The following is a 21511-nucleotide window of genomic DNA, read 5'->3' as shown; positions in this document are numbered from 1 at the left end:
AAGACCATGCCAAAACGTACAGACATAAAAAGCATCCTGATCCTTGGCGCTGGCCCGATCGTGATCGGCCAGGCCTGTGAATTTGACTACTCCGGCGCGCAGGCGTGTAAAGCCCTGCGCGAAGAGGGTTACCGCGTCATCCTGGTCAACTCTAACCCGGCCACCATCATGACCGACCCGGAAATGGCAGATGCGACCTACATCGAGCCAATTCACTGGGAAGTGGTACGCAAAATTATTGAGAAAGAGCGTCCGGACGCGGTGCTGCCGACCATGGGCGGCCAGACGGCGCTGAACTGCGCGCTGGAGCTGGAGCGTCAGGGTGTGCTGGAAGAGTTCGGCGTGACCATGATTGGGGCAACCGCCGACGCGATTGATAAAGCAGAAGACCGTCGTCGCTTCGACGTGGCAATGAAAAAAATTGGCCTCGACACCGCGCGTTCCGGTATCGCACACAACATGGAAGAAGCGCTGGCCGTCGCGGCTGACGTGGGCTATCCGTGCATCATCCGTCCATCATTCACCATGGGCGGCACCGGCGGCGGTATCGCCTACAACCGCGAAGAGTTCGAAGAGATTTGCGAACGCGGTCTGGATCTCTCCCCAACCAAAGAGCTGCTGATTGATGAATCGCTGATTGGCTGGAAAGAGTACGAGATGGAAGTGGTGCGTGATAAAAACGACAACTGCATCATCGTCTGCTCCATCGAAAACTTCGACGCGATGGGGATCCACACCGGCGACTCCATCACCGTTGCGCCAGCTCAGACGCTGACCGACAAAGAGTACCAAATCATGCGTAACGCCTCGATGGCGGTACTGCGTGAAATCGGCGTGGAAACCGGCGGCTCGAACGTGCAGTTCTCGGTGAACCCGAAAACCGGCCGTCTGATTGTTATCGAAATGAACCCGCGCGTGTCCCGTTCCTCCGCGCTGGCCTCCAAAGCCACCGGCTTCCCGATTGCGAAAGTGGCGGCGAAACTGGCGGTGGGTTACACCCTTGACGAGCTGATGAACGACATCACCGGTGGCCGCACGCCAGCGTCCTTCGAACCGTCCATCGACTACGTTGTGACCAAAATTCCTCGCTTTAATTTCGAGAAATTCGCCGGCGCGAACGACCGTCTGACTACCCAGATGAAATCCGTTGGTGAAGTCATGGCGATTGGCCGCACGCAGCAGGAATCCCTGCAAAAAGCGCTGCGTGGCCTGGAAGTGGGCGCGACCGGCTTTGACCCGAAAGTCAGCCTGGACGACCCGGAAGCACTGACCAAAATCCGCCGCGAGCTGAAAGACGCGGGCGCAGAGCGTATCTGGTACATCGCCGATGCCTTCCGTGCGGGCCTCTCCGTCGACGGCGTATTGAACCTGACTAACATCGACCGCTGGTTCCTGGTGCAGATTGAAGAGCTGGTGCGTCTGGAAGAGAAAGTGGCAGAGCTGGGCATCAACGGCCTTGACGCAGACTTCCTGCGCATGCTGAAGCGTAAAGGCTTCGCCGATGCGCGTCTGGCTAAACTGGCGGGCGTACGTGAAGCGGAGATCCGCAAGCTGCGCGACCAGTATGACCTGCACCCGGTTTACAAGCGCGTGGACACCTGTGCGGCAGAGTTCTCGACCGATACCGCGTACATGTACTCCACCTATGAAGACGAGTGCGAGGCGAACCCGTCCGTCGACCGCGACAAGATTATGGTGCTGGGCGGCGGTCCAAACCGTATCGGCCAGGGCATTGAGTTCGACTACTGCTGCGTGCATGCCTCGCTGGCGCTGCGCGAAGACGGTTACGAGACCATCATGGTCAACTGTAACCCGGAAACCGTCTCGACCGACTACGACACTTCCGACCGCCTCTACTTCGAGCCGGTTACGCTGGAAGACGTGCTTGAAATCGTGCGCATCGAGAAGCCGAAAGGCGTGATCGTGCAGTATGGCGGCCAGACTCCGCTGAAGCTGGCGCGTGCGCTGGAAGCAGCAGGTGTGCCGGTCATCGGCACCAGCCCGGACGCGATTGACCGTGCGGAAGACCGCGAGCGTTTCCAGCAGGCAGTTGATCGTCTCAAGCTGAAACAGCCGGCGAACGCCACCGTGACCGCGATTGAAATGGCCGTTGAGAAAGCGAAAGAGATTGGTTACCCGCTGGTGGTGCGTCCATCCTACGTACTGGGCGGCCGTGCGATGGAAATCGTCTATGACGAAGCCGACCTGCGTCGCTACTTCCAGACGGCGGTGAGCGTCTCCAACGATGCGCCAGTGCTGCTCGACCGCTTCCTCGACGACGCGGTTGAAGTCGACGTTGACGCTATCTGCGACGGCGAGATGGTGCTGATTGGCGGCATCATGGAGCACATCGAGCAGGCTGGCGTGCACTCCGGTGACTCCGCATGTTCTCTTCCTGCGTACACCCTGAGCCAGGAGATTCAGGATGTGATGCGTCAGCAGGTGCAGAAGCTGGCCTTCGAGCTACAGGTTCGCGGCCTGATGAACGTTCAGTTCGCAGTGAAAGACAACGAAGTTTATCTGATTGAAGTCAACCCGCGTGCGGCACGTACCGTACCGTTCGTCTCTAAAGCGACCGGTATTCCGCTGGCGAAAGTGGCGGCGCGCGTGATGGCTGGCCAGACGCTGACTCAGCAGGGCGTCACGAAAGAAATCATCCCGCCGTACTACTCGGTGAAAGAGGTGGTGCTGCCGTTCAACAAATTCCCGGGCGTTGACCCACTGTTAGGGCCAGAGATGCGCTCTACCGGGGAAGTGATGGGCGTGGGCCGCACCTTCGCAGAAGCGTTTGCCAAGGCACAGCTGGGCAGCAGCTCCACCATGAGAAAATCGGGCCGTGCGCTGCTCTCCGTTCGCGAAGGCGATAAAGAGCGCGTGGTTGACCTGGCCGCCAAGCTGCTTAAACAGGGCTTCGAGCTGGATGCAACCCACGGCACGGCAATTGTGCTGGGTGAAGCTGGGATCAACCCGCGTCTGGTGAACAAGGTGCATGAAGGTCGTCCGCACATTCAGGACCGTATCAAGAATGGTGAGTACACCTACATCATCAACACCACCGCAGGTCGCCAGGCGATTGAAGACTCCAAGCTGATTCGCCGCAGCGCGCTCCAGTATAAAGTGCATTACGACACCACCCTGAACGGCGGTTTCGCGACGGCCATGGCGCTGAATGCGGATGCCACCGAGAAGGTGATTTCGGTGCAGGAAATGCACGCTCAGATTAGCAAGTAATCTGCGTAGGCCCGGCAAGCGTTAGCGCCGCCGGGCAAGTGGCGGGTGGCGCTTCGCTTACCCGCCCTACGGTTTTCTTTACCCATCTTAAGAACCTTCTGGTTTTTCATCCGCTTTCAGTCAGTTAGCCTAAAATGGTTAGGTCGATAACGAAAATTCAACTGAGAGCAGGGGAAAACACCATGCAAAATAAACTACTGATCGCTTCCGTTCTGGCTGCCACTGCAATGTTCACCGTGGCGGGCTGTTCGTCAAATCAGGCCGTAAAAACCACCGATGGTAAAACTATCGTTACTGACGGGAAACCGCAGGTGGATGACGATACCGGTCTGGTATCGTACAAAAACGCCGAAACCGGTCAAACTGAACAGATTAACCGTGACCAGGTTAAATCAATGGGTGAGCTGGATAACTAAATAAAAAGCAGTGGCACATGCCACTGCTTTTTTTGCGTCAGAATGATCGATTACCAGCGATGGTTTAACAAAATATGACCGCCGTAAGCGGCATAGCTGTTTTCATCCCACTCACCGCTGGCACGCAGGGAGATCGTTGTGGTTTCGTTCAGGTTGCCGGTTACGCCCAGCTCTAACTGACCACGATCTTCTGGCGTATCGTTGCTGACGGTTTCGTCATTGAATGCCAGATCGTTTTGACCAGCACCTTTCAACCAGTTAACTGCGACGTATGGCTGCCAGGCCTTGACGTCCTTCTGCTGGAAGTAGCTTGCTTTAACGCCAAGACGACCAAAGACGCTGTCATTGTCCAGCGTGGTTACGCGTACGCCGTCGCGATCGGTGTGATTTTCCTGATCGAGATAGCTGTAGATCACCTGCGCCTGTGGCTCGATCTTCCATGTACGTTCATTTTCAGACTGGATAACCCACGCGTGGCCGACTTCAACAGACGCGGCGAAACCTTCGCTATCGTAATCTTCATCGTTACGATTGCTGGTGACTTTGTTGTTGTACCAGCTATAAGCGGCCCAGGTATCAACGTAGCTGCCCAGACGTAATTTCTGATCTTCCTGCCAGGTGGCGTACAGCCCAACATTAAAGCCATCAACCTTACCCTGTGCGTCACGCTCGTTGTGCTTCGCATCAGAGTGGGTCTTCGCCTGGCCTGCACCGAACATACCACCGGCACGCAGGATGCCGTTATCCATTGGCTTGCTCATGAAATCGCTGCCGACTTGCAGAACGGTGGTGGTGGTGTCGTAGCTGACTTTATCGCCACCCGCATCGTTCTCATGATAGCGACCCTTAACGTACATCCAGGTGTTCAGATCGTCTTCATTGCGGAAAGTGAGCTGGTCGCGATCGTCGCGCTTATGCAGGAACATGCTCTGCGCGGCAAGGTAGTTACCTAAGTAAGCACCCACTTCAGGTGCCATAACTTCCGGGGCACTGTTACCGCCGTTATCGGTGTTGCCGCCGTTATCGGTGTTGCCGCCGTTATCGGTGTTGCCGCCGTTATCGGTGTTGCCGCCGTTGTCGGTGTTACCACCGTTATCGGTGTTGCCGCCGTTGTCAGTGTTGCCGCCGTTGTCGGTGTTACCACCATCATCGGCGTTACCACCGTCATCATTATTGCCACCGTCATCGGTGTTGCCACCGCCGTCGGTGTTACCGCCGTCATCATTATTGCCACCGTCATCGGTGTCGTCGGAAGGATCATCAGAAGGCGTCGCCTTTGATTCCAGATACCAGTTTCCGTCACTGTGCTGGTAGAGGTTATATTCCCAGGCGCCTGCGACGACCGGTTTTGCCAGCGTCAGCTGGGCTTCGGAACTGCCGCCAATGCTGACAATTTCCATACCGTTAATGGTTTGCGCGCCTGCGCCGCCAATGTTGGTAATGCTGACGCCGGACTGACCGAAGCTGCTGCCCGTAATGGTGAGGTGGTCAGTTGGTGAGTTATCTTCACCCAGAGTGCTGTTCATCACAATCTGGCTACCGTCAGAGCCGGTGTAGTCGCCATTAATCGTAAAATTATTGCCAACGCTATTATCAGCCGCACTCAGCAACAGCGTGCCGCCATTAGCCACGTTGCCGTTGATGGTATCAACACCGGAAGCGCTGAGCGTGGAGTTACCCTGGACTGCATTCCATGCCGCCAGCGTACCGCCGCTAAGAATCGCGATGTTGTTGTTCACTTCGCCTGCGGTGGCAAAGGTCGCGCCGTTTTCAACGGTAACGGTGGCGTTACTGCCCTTGACGCCGAGCGTTGCTCCGGTGGAGACCAGCGTGGTGCCACCGTGCAGAACCGTATTCCCTGTATAGCTATTTTTGCCTGTCAGGGTCAGCGTGTTGGAATCAACTTTTTCGACGTTACCGCTACCGGTCATGTCGGTGGCGAAAGTGAAATCGCTACCCTGATTAAAAATGACGGTACCATTGTTGGTGAGCCCACCGCTGAGCGTCGCAGTTTTTTCGCCATCGCCCAGTTGCAGCGAGGCGTCTTTGGCCACCCGCGTATTACCGTTATTCGATACCGCACCCGACAGGGTTAACGCGCCAGTCTCTATCAGCAAGGAGTCGCCAGAGCCAATAATGTCGAGATCGCCCGACAGTGCCCAGCTTTCACCCTCCATTTTTACGCTGGCAAAACCGTCGCCTTCATTCAGACCCACGAAGTTATTGTCTTCCGTACCGGTGCCGATCAACGTCAGGGTATTTCCTCTGGAATTTGTGGATATTACGTCACCGATGAGGTTGGAGCCAGTGTCGAGCAGTAGCGTGTTATTTTTATCGCTGGCAAACATAATAGCGTTTGTTTCACCACTAATCGTTCCGCTATTTTTGATATCTAATTTTGCTGTATCTTTTACATTGATTCCGTACTGGGTTCCCTGCACAGTGGCACTGTTAAAAATCTTAGTGTTGCCATCATTTGCCGTAATAGCATCACCGTTTGTACCGATAATTTCGCCACTGTTATTAATGCCAATGCCAACCTGAGTACTAAGACCTGTTTTTCCTTTTATCGTTCCGGTGCTGGTATTGGTAATATTTACTGCGGAGGAGTTTTCACTGACAAAAATGCCATTTTCCAAGCCAGTAATGTTTCCACTGTTATTAAAATCACCGAGTAGTGACTGAATATTCACCGCATTCGCGGTGGTGGAGGAAATGGTTGCGCCGATGTCGTTATTAATTACAATGCGCTGTACACCAGTATTTATATTCAGGCCATTTCCCGTGCCAGAAATATTCCCTTCGTTAGTGACATTGGTGAGAGTAAACCCAGAGACCGATACCGCCGCTTCACTACCAGCGGAGGAGATCGTCACGTTTTTATTAATAATATATTCAGCATCGGCTGAGAAATCTTGAGGAACAGAAGTTGATTGGTCAATCGTTGCAGAAAATGCAACCGCAGGGGTGCATATCAACAAGGCAGGAAATATCTTTCCAAGAGTTTTGGTTGTATGATTTAATCTAAAGAAATTGTTGCTCATGTACACATCCATTTGAGTGAGAAGGAACATTAGATAACGTGCGTAAAACGTATTTAGTCCGTCTTAAAGCGTGAGCTTAAAACAAAAAAGCATAAAATTATTATTTTTTCAATGGGTTATGTACAGGTTGATTTATTAAATAATGACTTAAGTTTCGCTAAAAATATCTGTTGATAATATGAATGGCCATAACTATTTTGTAGGATGAATTTGTCTCGCGTATCGCTCTTCGTGTTTAGCGCCACTGTCGCTGGTAAGGTGGGATGGGTTGCCAATACTTGCGTTTTACTTTTAACCGTTAGATAGCCCCTTTAAGTCGGGGTGGTAACTGTCTACACTCAATGCTACAAGAAAAGTAAAAGACAGGCATATTCATGGTTCTGATAATTTATGCGCATCCCTATCCGCAACATTCGCATGCGAATAAACGGATGCTTGAGCAGGCAAGGACGCTCGAAAACGTTGAGATACGTTCCCTCTATCAACTCTATCCTGATTTCAGTATCGATGTCGCCGCCGAACAGGAGGCGCTCTCTCGTGCCGATCTGATCGTCTGGCAGCATCCGATGCAGTGGTACAGCACACCTCCGCTGCTGAAATTGTGGATCGATAAAGTCTTGTCGCACGGTTGGGCATACGGACACAACGGCAAAGCGCTTCAGGGAAAAAGCCTGATGTGGGCTGTAACCACCGGTGGGGGTGAAAGCCACTTTGAGATTGGCGCTTTCCCCGGATTTGACGTGCTGGCGCAGCCGCTCCAGGCTACCGCCCTTTACTGTGGCCTGAACTGGCTTCCGCCTTTTGCAATGCACTGTACCTTTGTCTGCGACGATGAAACCTTGCAGGCGCAGGCTCGTCACTACAAACAACGCTTACTCGAGTGGCAGGAGGGGCACAATGGATAGCCATACGATGATACAGGCGCTGATTTACCTCGGCGCGGCGGCATTAATTGTGCCCGTGGCGGTCCGTCTGGGGCTGGGCTCGGTGCTCGGCTATCTGATTGCCGGGTGTGTGATTGGCCCCTGGGGCTTTCGGCTGGTGACGGATGCCGAGTCAATCCTGCATTTTGCGGAAATCGGCGTGGTGCTGATGCTGTTTGTGATTGGCCTGGAATTGGATCCGCAGCGGCTGTGGAAACTGCGCGCCTCGGTGTTTGGCGGTGGCGCTTTGCAAATGCTGGCCTGCGGTCTGCTGTTGGGCGGGTTCTGCATTTTGCTGGGGATGGAGTGGAAAGTCGCAGAGCTGATTGGCATGACGCTGGCGCTCTCCTCGACGGCGATTGCCATGCAGGCAATGAACGAACGTAACCTGACGGTCTCGCAAATGGGGCGCAGCACCTTCTCCGTACTGCTGTTCCAGGATATTGCCGCCATCCCGCTGGTAGCGATGATCCCGCTGCTGGCAACCAGCGGCGCATCAACGACGCTGGGGGCATTTGCCTTATCTGCGCTGAAGGTTGTCGGTGCGCTGGCGCTGGTAATTCTTCTGGGGCGCTACGTAACGCGTCCGTTGCTGCGCTTTGTGGCTCGCTCTGGCCTGCGCGAAGTATTCAGCGCCGTTGCGTTATTCCTGGTGTTTGGTTTTGGATTGCTGCTTGAAGAGGCTGGGCTGTCGATGGCGATGGGCGCTTTCCTCGCAGGGGTCTTACTGGCAAGCTCCGAATATCGTCACGCGTTGGAAAGCGATATCGAGCCGTTTAAAGGATTGCTGCTTGGGCTGTTTTTCATCGGCGTCGGGATGTCTATCGACTTCGGGACGCTGGTAACCCACCCGCTGCGCATCATCATTCTGCTGGTGGGTTTCCTGGTCATTAAAATGGCGATGCTGTGGCTGATTGCCCGACCGTTAAACGTGCCAAAACCGCAACGCCGTTGGTTTGCCGTGCTGCTGGGGCAGGGGAGTGAGTTTGCTTTCGTGGTCTTTGGCGCAGCGCAAATGGCAAATGTACTCGATCCGGAATGGGCAAAAGCGCTGACGCTGGCGGTCGCGCTGTCGATGGCCGCAACGCCAATTCTGCTGGTGCTGCTGACGCGTCTGGAAAAAACGGGAAGCGAACAGGAGCGAGAAGCCGATGAGATCGACGAGGAGCAGCCTCGCGTGATCATCGCCGGATTTGGCCGCTTCGGGCAGATCGCAGGCCGTTTACTGCTCTCCAGCGGTGTGAAAATGGTTATCCTCGATCACGATCCTGACCATGTTGATACGCTGCGTAAATTCGATATGAAAGTGTTTTACGGTGATGCGACCCGGGCGGACCTGCTGGAATCCGCCGGGGCGGCGAAAGCCGAGGTGCTGATTAACGCCATCGACGATCCTGAGACCAGCATGCAGATGGTTGAGCTGGTTAAAGAGCATTTTCCGCATCTGACCATTATCTCCCGTGCGCGCGATGTGGATCACTACATCCAGCTGCGTCAGGCGGGGGTGGCAGCCCCTGAACGTGAAACCTTCGAAGGGGCGCTCAAATCTGGCCGCATGGCGCTGGAAAGTCTGGGGCTTGGTGCGTATGAAGCGCGTGAACGTGCCGATCTGTTCCGCCGCTTTAACCATGAGATGGTGGAAGAGATGGTGGCGATGGCGAGCAGTACGGCAACCGAACGCGCAGCGGTGTTTAAACGCACCAGCACCATGCTGACGGAAATCATCAACGAGGATCGTAATCACCTGTCGCTGGTTCAGCGCCACGGCTGGCAGGGGACGGAAGAGGGCAAGCATACCGGCGATCCTGCGGATGAACCGGAGAGTAAACCCTCTGCGTGAAGTGGAGTTGCCAGCAATATTAAAAAATTTCTAATTCTTTACCCTGCCGCCAGTCGACGAAAGATTAAGCTTTCCGTATAGTGGCGGCAATTTTTTGCATCCGGGAAATTTTCAATGATCAGTCTGATTGCAGCGCTGGCGGTAGACCGCGTTATCGGCATGGAAAACGCCATGCCGTGGAACCTGCCTGCCGATCTCGCATGGTTTAAACGTACTACGTTAAACAAGCCGGTAGTGATGGGCCGCCTGACCTGGGAGTCGATTGGTCGTCCATTGCCGGGTCGTAAGAATATTGTGATCAGTAGCCAGCCGGGCACTGACGATCGCGTGCAGTGGGTGAAATCCGTTGATGAAGCGATTGCCGCCTGCGGCGATGCCGAAGAGATCATGGTGATCGGTGGTGGTCGCGTGTATGAGCAGTTCCTGCCAAAAGCGCAGAAACTGTATCTGACGCACATTGATGCGGAAGTGGAAGGGGATACCCATTTTCCGGATTACGATCCGGACGAGTGGGAGTCCGTATTCAGTGAGTTTCACGATGCGGATGCGCAGAACTCGCACAGCTACTGCTTCGAAATTCTGGAACGTCGTTAACGTTTTTATCCTCTCCCCAAAGGGAGAGGATAAACATCTTCAGGAGGCGACCGCCTCTCCCTCGCCTAAATCCAGCTGTCGGTTGGATGGCTGGACAAAGTAGGTTTTATCTTCCCAGCGTAAGCAGGTTAAATCCCCGCCCCAGCAGCATCCGGTATCCAGCGCATAGATATTTTCCGGGGTGCCTTTTCCTTCCAGTGATGCCCAGTGCCCAAATACCACGCTATATTCGTTTGTCACGGGGCCCGGAATCGCAAACCATGGCTTAAGCGGCGCAGGGGCATTTTCCGGCGTATCTTTGCAATACATATCCAGCTGCCCGTTCGGGAAGCAGTAGCGCATCCGCGTAAAAGCATTGGTGATAAAACGTAGCCGCGCCAGGCCGCTGAGGTCATCACTCCAGTTATTCGGCATGTCGCCGTACATCGCATCGAGGAAGAACGGGTAGGAGTCGCTCGCCAGCACCGCTTCGGCGTCGCGCGCACAGGTTTTTGCCGTCTCAAGATCCCACTGAGGCGTGATGCCGGCATGAGCCATCACCAGCTTTTTCTCTTCGTCAATCTGTAGCAGTGGCTGGCGACGCAGCCAGTTGAGCAACTCATCGGCATCCGGTGCTTCCAGCAGGGGGGTAATGCGATCTTTCGGCTTATTACGGCTGATCCCGGCGTATACGGCCAGCAGATGCAGATCGTGGTTGCCCAGTACCAGCCGCACGCTGTCGCCCAGAGATTTGACGTAACGCAGGACGTCAAGGGAGCCAGGGCCGCGCGCCACTAAATCGCCTGTAAGCCAGAGCGTGTCCTGCCCGGGAGTAAAATCGACCTGTTTTAATAATGCGATCAGTTCATCGTAGCAACCGTGAACGTCGCCAATCAGATATGTAGACATTAGATTAATGAATAAGTGTAGGTACGGCGAGACGGAACACAGGAATAGCAATGCGGAAAGCATTACCGTTGGCATCGACCATTTCGTAATGGCCTTGCATGGTACCCAGTGGCGTTTCAATGACCGCACCGCTGGTGTACTGATACTCTTCGCCAGGGGCGATATGGGGTTGTTCACCGACCACACCTTCACCCTGGACTTCAATTTCGCGGCCATTGCCGTTGGTGATAAGCCAGTAGCGCCCGAGCAGTTGCACAGGCATCCGCCCCAGATTGCGAATGGTTACGGTATAAGCAAAGACAAAACGTTCTTCATCCGGTGTGGATTGGGACTCAATGTAGACGCTTTGAACCTGAACACAGACGCGGGGCGAATCAATCATGGCTTAGCTCTCCTTCGGCGGCGCATTGTCGCTGATGTAATTAGCCAGCTTGCAGTACTGCTCTACGGAAATATTTTCCGCACGCATTGCCGGGTCGATGCCCAACTCAGCTAACACGTCAACGGTAAACAGATTGCCAAGGCTGTTACGAATCGTTTTACGGCGCTGGTTAAAGGCTTCTGTCGTGATACGGCTCAGCACGCGCAGGTCTTTGACCGGATACGGCATCGTTTTATGTGGCACCAGGCGCACAACCGCAGAATCCACTTTTGGTGGTGGCGTGAACGCGGAAGGCGGCACTTCTAATACCGGGATCACGTTGCAGTAATATTGCGCCATCACGCTTAAACGACCATACGCTTTACTGTTCGGCCCTGCAACCAGACGGTTAACGACCTCTTTTTGCAACATGAAGTGCATGTCGGCAATGGCATCAGTATAGCTAAACAGATGGAACATCAGCGGGGTGGAGATGTTGTACGGCAGGTTACCGAACACGCGCAGCGGCTGTCCCATTTTTTCTGACAGTTCGCCAAAGTTCATGGTCATCGCATCCTGCTGATAAATCGTCAGCTTCGGCCCGAGGAAAGGGTGCGTTTGCAGACGCGCGGCCAGATCGCGGTCGAGTTCGATAACGGTCAGTTCGTCAAGGCGTTCGCCTACCGGCTCGGTCAGCGCGGCAAGACCCGGGCCGATTTCGACCATGGCCTGGCCTTTCTGCGGATTAATGGCAGAAACGATACTGTCGATCACAAACTGATCGTTGAGGAAGTTTTGCCCGAAGCGTTTACGGGCTAAGTGGCCCTGATGGACTCGATTAGTCATTGAGTATTAACAATCATTTTGATGGCGAGATTAAGCGCCGTGATAAAACTGCCGACATCTGCTTTTCCCTGGCCTGCCAGATCCAGCGCAGTACCGTGGTCAACGGACGTTCGAATAAAGGGTAAGCCGAGGGTGATATTCACCCCGCGACCAAATCCCTGGTATTTTAGCACGGGCAGACCCTGATCGTGGTACATCGCGAGTACGGCATCGGCTTTATCCAGGTATTTGGGCTGGAAAAGGGTGTCGGCAGGCAGTGGCCCGCTGAGGTTCATCCCCTTCGCCCGCATCTCCTCAAGCACCGGAATGATGGTGTCGATCTCTTCAGTGCCCATATGTCCGCCCTCACCCGCGTGCGGATTCAGGCCGCAAACCAGCACATGCGGCTGCGGAATACCGAATTTGGTTTGCAGATCGTGATGCAAAATGCCAATGATCTCACGCAGGAGTTCAGGCGTAATGGCATCCGGAATGGCTTTGATCGGCAGGTGCGTTGTTACCAGCGCAACGCGCATTGCTTCGGTTGCCAGCATCATCACCACTTTCGGGCTGTGCGAACGCTCTTCGAAAAATTCGGTATGCCCGGTAAACGGAATGCCCGCGTCGTTGATTACGCCTTTATGCACCGGACCGGTGATCAGGGCTGCAAATTCGCCCTGAAGGCAACCGTCACAGGCGCGCGCCAGCGTCTCGACAACGTAGTGGCCGTTTTCGATGTGTAACTCACCGGGGACAACAGGTGCACGAAGCGGAACAGAAAGCAGGGTGAGAGTACCAGCCTGCTGCGGTGCGGGCTGTTGGCCTTCAACGTAAGGGAGGAGCGTTAAAGGCAGACCGAGCAAGGCTGCCCGGTCTTGTAACAGTGTTGCATCTGCGCAAACAACCAACTCTACCGGCCAGCTGCGCTGGGCGAGCTGAACCACAAGGTCAGGCCCAATCCCGGCGGGTTCGCCGGGAGTGATCACAACACGATGCGGTTTCATTAGTTGCTCAACACTTTCACGTAAGCGCTGGCGCGTTGTTCCTGCATCCAGGTTGCGGCTTCTTCAGAGAACTTACGGTTAAACAGCATGCGATACGCACGATCTTTCTGCGCCGCGTCGGTTTTATCCACGTTGCGCGTGTCCATCAGCTGGATCAGATGCCAGCCGAAGGAGGAGTGCACTGGCGCGCTCATCTGACCCTTATTCAGCTTCATTAACGCATCGCGGAAAGCTGGATCGTAAATATCCGCTGCCGCCCAACCCAGGTCACCGCCCTGGTTTGCAGAGCCAGGATCCTGAGAGAACTCTTTTGCCGCTTTATCGAAGGTGGTTTTACCGCTCTTGATGTCTGCGGCGATCTGTTCCAGCTTCGCACGGGCCTGATCGTCAGTCATGATCGGAGACGGTTTGAGCAGGATATGGCGCGCATGCACTTCGGTAACCGAAATGTTCTGGCTCTGACCGCGCAGGTCGTTCACTTTCAGAATGTGGAAGCCCACACCGGAACGGATTGGACCGACGATGTCGCCTTTCTTCGCCGTGCTCAGCGCCTGGGCAAACAGGGATGGCAGCTCCTGAATACGGCCCCAGCCCATCTGGCCGCCTTTCAGCGCCTGCTGGTCAGCAGAGTAGGTGATCGCCAGTTTGCCGAAGTCATCGCCATTACGCGCCTGCTCAACGATAGCGCGCGCCTGACTTTCCGCCTCAGCCGCCTGATCGGAGGTTGGGTTTTCCGGCAGTGGGATCAGTATGTGGCTCAGGTTAAGTTCAGTGCTGGCATCATTCTGATTACCCACCTGTTTCGCCAGGGCATCCACTTCCTGAGGCAGGATGGTGACGCGGCGACGGACTTCATTGTTACGCACTTCTGAAATCAGCATCTCTTTACGGATCTGATTACGGTAGGTGGCATAGCTGATGCCGTCATAGGCCAGGCGGCTACGCATCTGGTCCGGGGTAATGTTGTTCTGCTTTGCAATGTTAGCGATCGCCTGATCGAGCTGCTCGTCAGAGATCTTCACACCCATTTTCTGGCCCATTTGCAGGACAATCTGATCCATGATCAGACGTTCCAGGATCTGGTGGCGCAGCGTAGCGTCATCCGGAAGTTGTTGACCTGCCTGGCCCGAGTTGAGCTTTACAGATTTCATCAAACCGTCAACGTCACTTTCAAGCACGACGCCGTTGTTAACCACAGCCGCGACTTTATCGACAACCTGTGGGGCCGCGAAGCTGGTATTCGCAACCATAGCGACACCGAGTAGCAGCGTTTTCCAGTTCTTCATACTTTTTCCATTTCAATTAACCGCAAAGCGGATTACGTTGTAAATCAAGCACATTACAATGAACTACGATACGGCAGAATGTTCGAGCGCAGCATCTGCTGCGTGCCCAGACCGTAGTTAGAGCTCAGGCCGCGCAACTCGATATTAAAGCCAATCACGTTATCGTATTTGCCCTGACTGTTTTGCGTATCCCAGCCGTTAAGTTTGCGTTCGTAACCGACACGTATTGCGTAACAGCAGGAGTTATATTGCAGACCCAGCATCTGGTCAGCAGGTTTTTGGGTATTCGTGTCATAGTAGTAGGCTCCGACGACTGACCAACGATCGGCGATAGGCCAGCTCGCGGCGGTACCCACCTGTGAAATACCGTCTTTGTATTGGTCTGTATTCGCATAGTTTGGCAATGTCGCCTGGATATACTCCGGGCTGGCGTAACGGTACGTCAACTGCAACATGCGATCTTCATCACGACGATATTCGATGGCAGCGCTGCCCGTCGCGATATTGTCCAGTCGTGTATCGTACTGAACACCACCGCGCAGACCCCAACGATCCGTCATACGCCAGTAGGTGTCGCCCGCCCATACCAGTGAGCCCGTTTTGTTGTCTTTCTCCCAGTTAATGTCGTCATCACCGGTACGAGACTCGGTGAAATAGTAGATTTGACCAACAGAAACGTTAAAACGTTCAACGGCAGCATCATCATAAACGCGCGTTGTGACGCCGGTCGTTAACTGGTTAGCAGACGCAATACGGTCAAGGCCGCCGTAGGTACGATCGCGGAACAGGCCGCTGTAGTCTGATTGCAGGAAGGACGAGTCGTAGTTTTGAATTTTGCTCTGATCGCGATAAGGCACGTACAGATACTGCATACGTGGCTCAAGCGTCTGGGTGTATCCATCCGCGAGAAGAGCCATGTCACGTTCGAAAATCAGCTTCCCGTCCATTTTGAACTGCGGAAGCGTACGGTTTACCGACTCTTCAAGATCGGTGCCATAGCGTTTGTTATACCAGTCCAGATTTTTCTGCTGATAGTGGGTGGCCATCAGCTTGGCTTCGGTATTCAGGCTTGCCCAGTCGTTTGACCACGGCAGATTGATCGTCGGCTCGATATGCAGACGCGTTGATTCCGGCATATCCGAGTTGGTGTTGACGAAATGGACCGCCTGAGCGTAAACGTGCGTGTCGAAAGGACCCACATCGTTCTGGTACCAGTTCACGTCCAGCTGCGGCTCTGCACCGTAGGTGCTGTTTGTTTGCGTATCAAACACCTGGAACTGCTTGGTCGACACCGTTGCGTCAAAATTTTCAATGGCGTAGCCCACGCTGAATATCTGCGTGGCGTAACCGTCGGTACTGGACCCGTATTTAGAGTCGAAGTCGTTGAAGTAATACGGATCGCTGACTTTGGTGTAGTCGATGTTGAAGCGCCAAACCTGATCCATTACCCCGGCGTGCTGCCAGTAGTACATCCAGCGGTGCTTATCACCTTCGCTCGGATGTTCGTCCTGGAACACCTTATCTGATGGCAGATAATCAAACTCCATCAGGCCCGCGCCCGCTTTGGTCAGATAGCGGAATTCGTTCTCCCACATGATGTTACCGCGCTTATGGATGTAGTGCGGCGTGATCGTGGCGTCCATGTTGGGCGCAATGTTCCAGTAGTACGGCAGGTAGAACTCAAAGTAGTTCGACGTGCTGTACTTGGCGTTCGGGATCAGGAAGCCTGAACGACGTTTGTCACCCACAGGCAGTTGCAGGTAAGGACTATAGAAAATGGGCACCGGGCCGAGTTTAAAACGGGCGTTCCAGATCTCTGCAACCTGTTCTTCACGGTCGTGGATCACTTCGCTGCCCACAACGCTCCAGGTATTTGACCCTGGCAAACAGGACGTAAACGAGCCGTTTTCGAGAATAGTGTAGCGGTTCTCGCCGCGCTGCTTCATCAGGTCTGCGGTACCGCGCCCCTGACGACCGACCATCTGATAATCACCTTCCCAGACGTTGGTGTCTTTGGTATTCAGATTCGACCAGGCTTTCGGACCTTTCAGGATGACCTGATTGTCGTCATAGTGCACATTACCCAGCGCATCCACCGTACGGACAGGCGCCTGAGCACCTTCCGGCTGCTTCTGGTGCAATTGCACTTCGTCAGCCAGCAGACGGCTGTTACCCTGGTTAATATCGACATTGCCCGTAAAGGTTGCATTGTCAGGATAATTACCTTTTGCGCTGTCGGCATTAATGGTGACGGGTAAGTCATTCGTATCGCCTTTCACCAGTGGGCGATTGTAACTTGGGACGCCAAGCATACACTGCGAGGCGAGATCGGCTGCGAGCCCCTGTTGGCTATACAGGGCGGTGCCAATCATTGTGGCCAGAAGGGTGGGGATACGTTTTTTCATACGTTGTATTTTATTGTTCCGTCATCAGTGGCTACGGCTTACAAACGCTCAGAGACTATCTTACTCATCAGCGCAGTACCAGCGTTAATCCTGCCCGTTTGCGCGCCAGAGTGTTAGGCTCGCTATCGAATGACGAGTATGATAATGCAAATTATAGGCGATGTCCCTCAATTGACCGTGGCGCGACCACTGTAATGATGGCGTTGCGTCGGCCAGGAACATGACCATTCGGGGAGTATATGCAGTATTGGGGTAAAATAATCGGCGTTGCGTTCGCAATTATTATGGGTGCCGGATTCTGGGGTGTTGTTCTTGGCCTCATTATCGGCCATATGTTTGATAAAGCACGCAGCCGCAAAATGGCCTGGTTTGCCAACCAGCGCGAGCGCCAGTCACTCTTTTTCTCCACCACCTTCGAGGTGATGGGGCACTTAACCAAATCAAAAGGGCGCGTAACGGAAGCCGATATTCAGGTTGCCAGCGTCTTTATGGATCGCATGAATCTGCACGGCGAATCCCGCGTCGCGGCGCAGAATGCATTCCGGATTGGTAAAGCGGATAACTACCCGCTGCGTGAAAAAATGCGGCAGTTCCGTAGCATCTGCTTCGGGCGCTTTGATTTAATTCGGATGTTTCTGGAAATTCAAATCCAGGCCGCCTTCGCGGATGGCTCTCTGCATCCGAATGAACGGGACGTCCTGTATGTGATTGCTGAAGAGCTGGGCATTTCCCGCATGCAGTTCGATCAGTTCCTGCGCATGATGCAGGGCGGCGCGCACTTTGGCGGCGGTTATCAACAGCAATCGTCCGGTGGCGGGTGGCAGCAGGCGCAGCGTGGCCCTACGCTTGAAGATGCCTGTAATGTCCTCGGCGTGAAGCCCTCTGACGATGTCACGACCATCAAACGCGCCTATCGTAAGCTGATGAGCGAGCACCATCCGGATAAGCTGGTGGCGAAAGGCCTGCCGCCTGAGATGATGGAGATGGCGAAACAGAAAGCGCAGGAAATCCAGAAAGCCTACGAGCTGATTAAAGAGCAGAAAGGTTTTAAATAAAAAAATGGCCCGACAGTGTCGGGCCATTTTTTCAGAAGTCCACCGGGGCTTTGAACGTCATGGCGTTGCCGAAAGCAGGGTGGGTGATGGTGAGCGTCTGCGCATGCAGTTGCAGGCGCGGCGCTAACGCCAGCGCTTCCGGCGGCGCATAGAATCTGTCACCCAGAATCGGGTGACCCATCGCAAGCATATGCACACGCAGCTGATGGGAGCGCCCGGTAATCGGCTTCAGCAGGACGCGCGCGGTATTATCCGGCGCGTACTCCAGCACTTCATACTCGGTCTGCGCAGCCTTGCCGGTTTCATAACACACCTTCTGCTTTGGCCGGTTCGGCCAGTCACAAATCAGCGGTAAATCCACCAGCCCTTCCGCCTGCGCCGGATGGCCCCACACGCGGGCGACATACTGCTTCTTCGGCTCGCGCTCGCGGAACTGACGCTTCAGCTCACGTTCTGCCGCCTTATTAAGAGCCACCACAATCACGCCGCTGGTCGCCATATCCAGACGATGGACAGACTCGGCCTGGGGATAATCGCGCTGGATACGCGTCATCACGCTGTCTTTATGCTCTTCCAGACGCCCCGGCACGGACAACAGGCCGCTCGGCTTGTTAACCACCATAATGTGCTCGTCCTGATACAGAATGACCAGCCACGGATCCATCGGGGGATTGTAGGGCTCCATTACCATTTTGCGCTCCGCTTACTGATGCGTCACAACGATAAGACGCAGGGCGTCGAGACGCCATCCGGCCTGATTCAGGCTTTCCAGCACCTGCTGGCGGTTGCTCTCAATCGCGGCCAGCTCATCGTCACGAATGTTCGGGTTCACCGCTTTCAACGCTTCCAGACGCGACAGCTCGGCAGAAAGCTTCTCATCGGCTTCGCTGCGCGCCGCATCAATCAGCACTCTGGCCGCTTTTTCGGCCTGGGTTTCACCCAGTTGCAGAATGGCATGCACGTCCTGTTGCACCGCATTCACCAGCTTGCTGCCGGTATGGCGGTTCACCGCGCTCAACTGACGGTTGAAGCTTTCAAACTCCACCTGGCTGGCCAGATTCGTACCGTTTTTATCCAGCAGCAGACGCACCGGCGTTGGCGGGAGGAAGCGGTTAAGCTGAAGCTGTTTCGGCGCCTGCGCTTCCACAACGTAGATCAGCTCCACCAGCAGCGTGCCCACAGGCAAGGCTTTGTTCTTCAACAGGGAAATGGTGCTGCTGCCGGTATCGCCGGAGAGGATCAGATCCAGACCGTTGCGGATCAGCGGGTGCTCCCAGGTAATGAACTGTGCGTCTTCGCGGGACAGCGCCACATCACGCTCAAAGGTGATAGTGCAGCCGTCTTCCGGCAGGCCCGGGAAATCCGGCACCAGCATATGATCGGACGGGGTCAGCACGATCATGTTCTCGCCGCGATCGTCCTGGTTTATACCGACGATGTCGAACAGATTCATGGAGAAGCTGATCAGGCTGGTGTCGTCGTCCTGCTCTTCAATGCTTTCGGCCAGCTGCTGCGCTTTTTCACCGCCGTTGGAGTGGATCTCCAGCAGGCGATCGCGACCCTGCTCCAGCTGCGCTTTCAGTGCGTCGTGCTTCTCACGGCAGGATTTGATCAGTTCATCAAAGCCCTCACTATTTTCAGGCGCGGCCAGGTAACCGATCAGATCGCCATGGACCTGATCGTAAATGGTGCGGCCGGTCGGGCAGGTGTGTTCAAACGCGTCCAGCCCTTCGTGGTACCAGCGCACCAGCACGGACTGGGCGGTTTTCTCCAGATACGGCACGTGGATCTGAATATCGTGCGCCTGCCCGATACGATCCAGACGGCCGATACGCTGCTCCAGCAGATCCGGGTTAAACGGCAGATCGAACATCACCAGATTGCTGGCGAACTGGAAGTTACGGCCTTCAGAACCGATTTCAGAGCACAGCAGAACCTGCGCGCCGCTGTCCTCTTCACCAAACCAGGCTGCTGCACGATCGCGCTCAACTATGGACATGCCTTCGTGGAACACGGCGGCGCGAATGCCTTCGCGCTCACGCAGAACCTGCTCCAGCTGCAATGCGGTAGCGGCTTTGGCGCAGATCACCAGCACTTTCTGGGAACGGTGAGCGGTGAGGTAGCCCATCAACCACTCCACGCGCGGATCGAAGTTCCACCAGGTGCCGGTGTCGCCTTCGAATTCCTGATAAATCTGCTCCGGGTAGAGCATGTCGCGCGCGCGATCTTCCGCAGATTTACGGGTACCCATAATGCCGGAGACTTTAATCGCCGTCTGGTACTGGGTCGGCAGCGGCAGTTTGATGGTGTGCAGCTCGCGTTTCGGGAAGCCTTTCACGCCGTTACGGGTGTTACGGAACAGCACGCGGCTGGTACCGTGGCGATCCATCAGCATGTCGATCAGCTCTTTACGCGCGGATCCCGCATTATCGCTGTCGCTGTTCGCGGCCTGAAGCAGCGGCTCAATATCCTGCTCGCCAATCAGATCGCTGAGAGTGTTAAGCTCATCATTAGAGAGACGATTACCGGCCAGCAGCAGCGCGACGGCGTCCGCCACCGGGCGGTAGTTTTTCTGCTCTTCAACAAACTGCTCAAAATCGTGGAAACGGTTGGGATCGAGCAGGCGCAGACGGGCGAAGTGGCTCTCAAGACCCAGCTGCTCCGGCGTGGCGGTCAGGAGCAGAACGCCCGGTACGCGCTCGGCAAGCTGCTCAATCGCCATGTATTCACGGCTTGGCGCGTCTTCGCTCCAGACGAGGTGGTGCGCTTCGTCGACGACCATCAGATCCCATTCAGCGTCGCACAGATGCTCCAGGCGCTGCTTGCTGCGGCGCACGAAGTCCAGGGAACAAATGACCAGCTGTTCGGTTTCAAACGGGTTGTCCGCGTCGTGCTGGGCTTCGGCATAGCGCTCATCGTCGAACAGGGAGAAGCGCAGGTTAAAGCGGCGCAGCATTTCAACCAGCCACTGATGTTGCAGCGTTTCTGGAACCACAATCAGCACGCGCTCGGCAGCGCCAGAGAGCAGCTGCTGGTGCAGGATCATGCCTGCTTCGATGGTTTTACCCAGGCCCACTTCGTCAGCCAGCAGCACGCGAGGCGCATGGCGACGGCCCACGTCATGGGCGATATTCAGCTGATGGGGAATAAGGCTGGTACGTTGACCGCGCAGGCCGCTCCACGGCATGCGGTACTGCTCACTCTGGAACTTACGCGCGCGGTAGCGCAGGGAGAAGCGATCCATTCGGTCGATTTGCCCGGCAAACAGACGGTCCTGCGGCTTGCTGAACACCAGTTTGCTGTCGAGCAGCACTTCACGCAGGATGACATTTGTCTCGTCGGTATCAAGACGCGTTCCGATGTAGGCGAGCAGTCCATTCTCTTCTTTTACGTCTTCAACCTTCAGTTGCCAGCCGTCATGGCTGGTCACGGTATCACCCGGATTGAACATTACGCGGGTAACAGGGGAGTCATTGCGAGCGTACAGGCGGTTTTCACCGGTAGCAGGGAAAAGGAGGGTAACCATGCGCGCATCGACGGCAACGACGGTTCCTAATCCAAGTTCGCTTTCTGTATCGCTGATCCAGCGTTGACCAAGTGTAAAAGGCATAGTTGTTCGGCTCTAATCTTTAATTGCAG

The 21511-nt window shown here is 55.0% G+C and carries 15 protein-coding genes; 6 read left to right on the top strand and 9 right to left on the bottom strand.

The features are described from left to right. Positions 1–6 precede the first annotated feature (6 nt). Entirely contained in the window at positions 7–3231 is a 3225-nt protein-coding gene (gene carB / locus ACOT1A_RS08370) for a carbamoyl-phosphate synthase large subunit (RefSeq protein ID WP_421625513.1), read from the top strand. A gap of 182 nt (positions 3232–3413) precedes the next feature. Beyond that, entirely contained in the window at positions 3414–3647 is a 234-nt protein-coding gene (locus ACOT1A_RS08365) for a YgdI/YgdR family lipoprotein (protein WP_003856439.1), read from the top strand. 50 nt (positions 3648–3697) lie between these two features. On the opposite strand, the gene ACOT1A_RS08360 is transcribed toward ACOT1A_RS08365, so the two are convergent. After that, positions 3698–6703: an autotransporter outer membrane beta-barrel domain-containing protein gene (locus ACOT1A_RS08360; RefSeq protein WP_400183975.1), complete on the bottom strand. Its 3006-nt coding sequence runs from the start codon at positions 6701–6703 to the stop codon at positions 3698–3700. A gap of 362 nt (positions 6704–7065) precedes the next feature. Here ACOT1A_RS08360 and kefF point away from each other — a divergent pair, with 362 nt between their 5' ends. The 3 genes from kefF to folA all read left to right on the top strand — a co-directional run bounded on the left by kefF (position 7066) and on the right by folA (position 10048). After that, complete coding sequence (gene kefF, locus ACOT1A_RS08355) at positions 7066–7596, top strand: glutathione-regulated potassium-efflux system oxidoreductase KefF (RefSeq protein ID WP_023305423.1); 531 nt, start codon at positions 7066–7068, stop codon at positions 7594–7596. After that, positions 7589–9454, top strand: coding sequence for a glutathione-regulated potassium-efflux system protein KefC (gene kefC, locus ACOT1A_RS08350; protein ID WP_022647016.1), 1866 nt, complete (start codon positions 7589–7591; stop codon positions 9452–9454). Before kefF ends, kefC begins: the two co-directional genes overlap by 8 nt. Positions 9455–9568: 114 nt before the next feature. Then, a complete protein-coding gene (gene folA, locus ACOT1A_RS08345; protein WP_003856431.1) occupies positions 9569–10048 on the top strand; it encodes a type 3 dihydrofolate reductase in 480 nt (159 codons plus the stop codon). A gap of 39 nt (positions 10049–10087) precedes the next feature. Here folA and apaH read toward each other — a convergent pair whose 3' ends face one another. The 6 genes from apaH to lptD are packed head-to-tail and all read right to left on the bottom strand — an operon-like array spanning position 10088 to position 16817. Continuing rightward, positions 10088–10936, bottom strand: coding sequence for a bis(5'-nucleosyl)-tetraphosphatase (symmetrical) ApaH (apaH, locus tag ACOT1A_RS08340; protein WP_022647017.1), 849 nt, complete (start codon positions 10934–10936; stop codon positions 10088–10090). 4 nt (positions 10937–10940) lie between these two features. Beyond that, entirely contained in the window at positions 10941–11318 is a 378-nt protein-coding gene (gene apaG / locus ACOT1A_RS08335; RefSeq protein WP_276170071.1) for a Co2+/Mg2+ efflux protein ApaG, read from the bottom strand. 3 nt (positions 11319–11321) lie between these two features. After that, the gene (rsmA, locus tag ACOT1A_RS08330) at positions 11322–12143 is read right to left on the bottom strand and encodes a 16S rRNA (adenine(1518)-N(6)/adenine(1519)-N(6))-dimethyltransferase RsmA (protein WP_003856423.1); all 822 of its coding nucleotides are present in this window, start codon (positions 12141–12143) and stop codon (positions 11322–11324) included. Beyond that, a complete protein-coding gene (pdxA, locus tag ACOT1A_RS08325) occupies positions 12140–13126 on the bottom strand; it encodes a 4-hydroxythreonine-4-phosphate dehydrogenase PdxA (RefSeq protein ID WP_022647019.1) in 987 nt (328 codons plus the stop codon). Before pdxA ends, rsmA begins: the two co-directional genes overlap by 4 nt. After that, the gene (gene surA, locus ACOT1A_RS08320; protein ID WP_003856417.1) at positions 13126–14412 is read right to left on the bottom strand and encodes a peptidylprolyl isomerase SurA; all 1287 of its coding nucleotides are present in this window, start codon (positions 14410–14412) and stop codon (positions 13126–13128) included. Before surA ends, pdxA begins: the two co-directional genes overlap by 1 nt. Positions 14413–14465: 53 nt before the next feature. Beyond that, positions 14466–16817, bottom strand: coding sequence for an LPS assembly protein LptD (gene lptD, locus ACOT1A_RS08315; RefSeq protein WP_058645791.1), 2352 nt, complete (start codon positions 16815–16817; stop codon positions 14466–14468). 239 nt (positions 16818–17056) lie between these two features. On the opposite strand from lptD, the gene djlA reads away from it, so the two are divergent. After that, positions 17057–17872: a co-chaperone DjlA gene (djlA, locus tag ACOT1A_RS08310; protein ID WP_023299305.1), complete on the top strand. Its 816-nt coding sequence runs from the start codon at positions 17057–17059 to the stop codon at positions 17870–17872. A 31-nt stretch (positions 17873–17903) separates the two neighbouring features. Here the strand turns inward: djlA and rluA are convergent, their stop codons facing one another. Continuing rightward, entirely contained in the window at positions 17904–18563 is a 660-nt protein-coding gene (gene rluA, locus ACOT1A_RS08305; RefSeq protein ID WP_003856412.1) for a bifunctional tRNA pseudouridine(32) synthase/23S rRNA pseudouridine(746) synthase RluA, read from the bottom strand. Positions 18564–18575: 12 nt separating this feature from the next. Further along, complete coding sequence (gene rapA, locus ACOT1A_RS08300) at positions 18576–21482, bottom strand: RNA polymerase-associated protein RapA (RefSeq protein ID WP_046619877.1); 2907 nt, start codon at positions 21480–21482, stop codon at positions 18576–18578. Positions 21483–21511 lie beyond the last annotated feature (29 nt).

Origin of the sequence: Enterobacter cloacae complex sp. SYL003 (genome assembly GCF_049236925.1) — a bacterium.
GTDB classification, from domain to species: Bacteria; Pseudomonadota; Gammaproteobacteria; order Enterobacterales; family Enterobacteriaceae; genus Enterobacter; species Enterobacter intestinihominis.
Note: the sequence above shows the minus strand (reverse complement) of the source record. Positions and strands in the feature narration are given on the sequence as shown.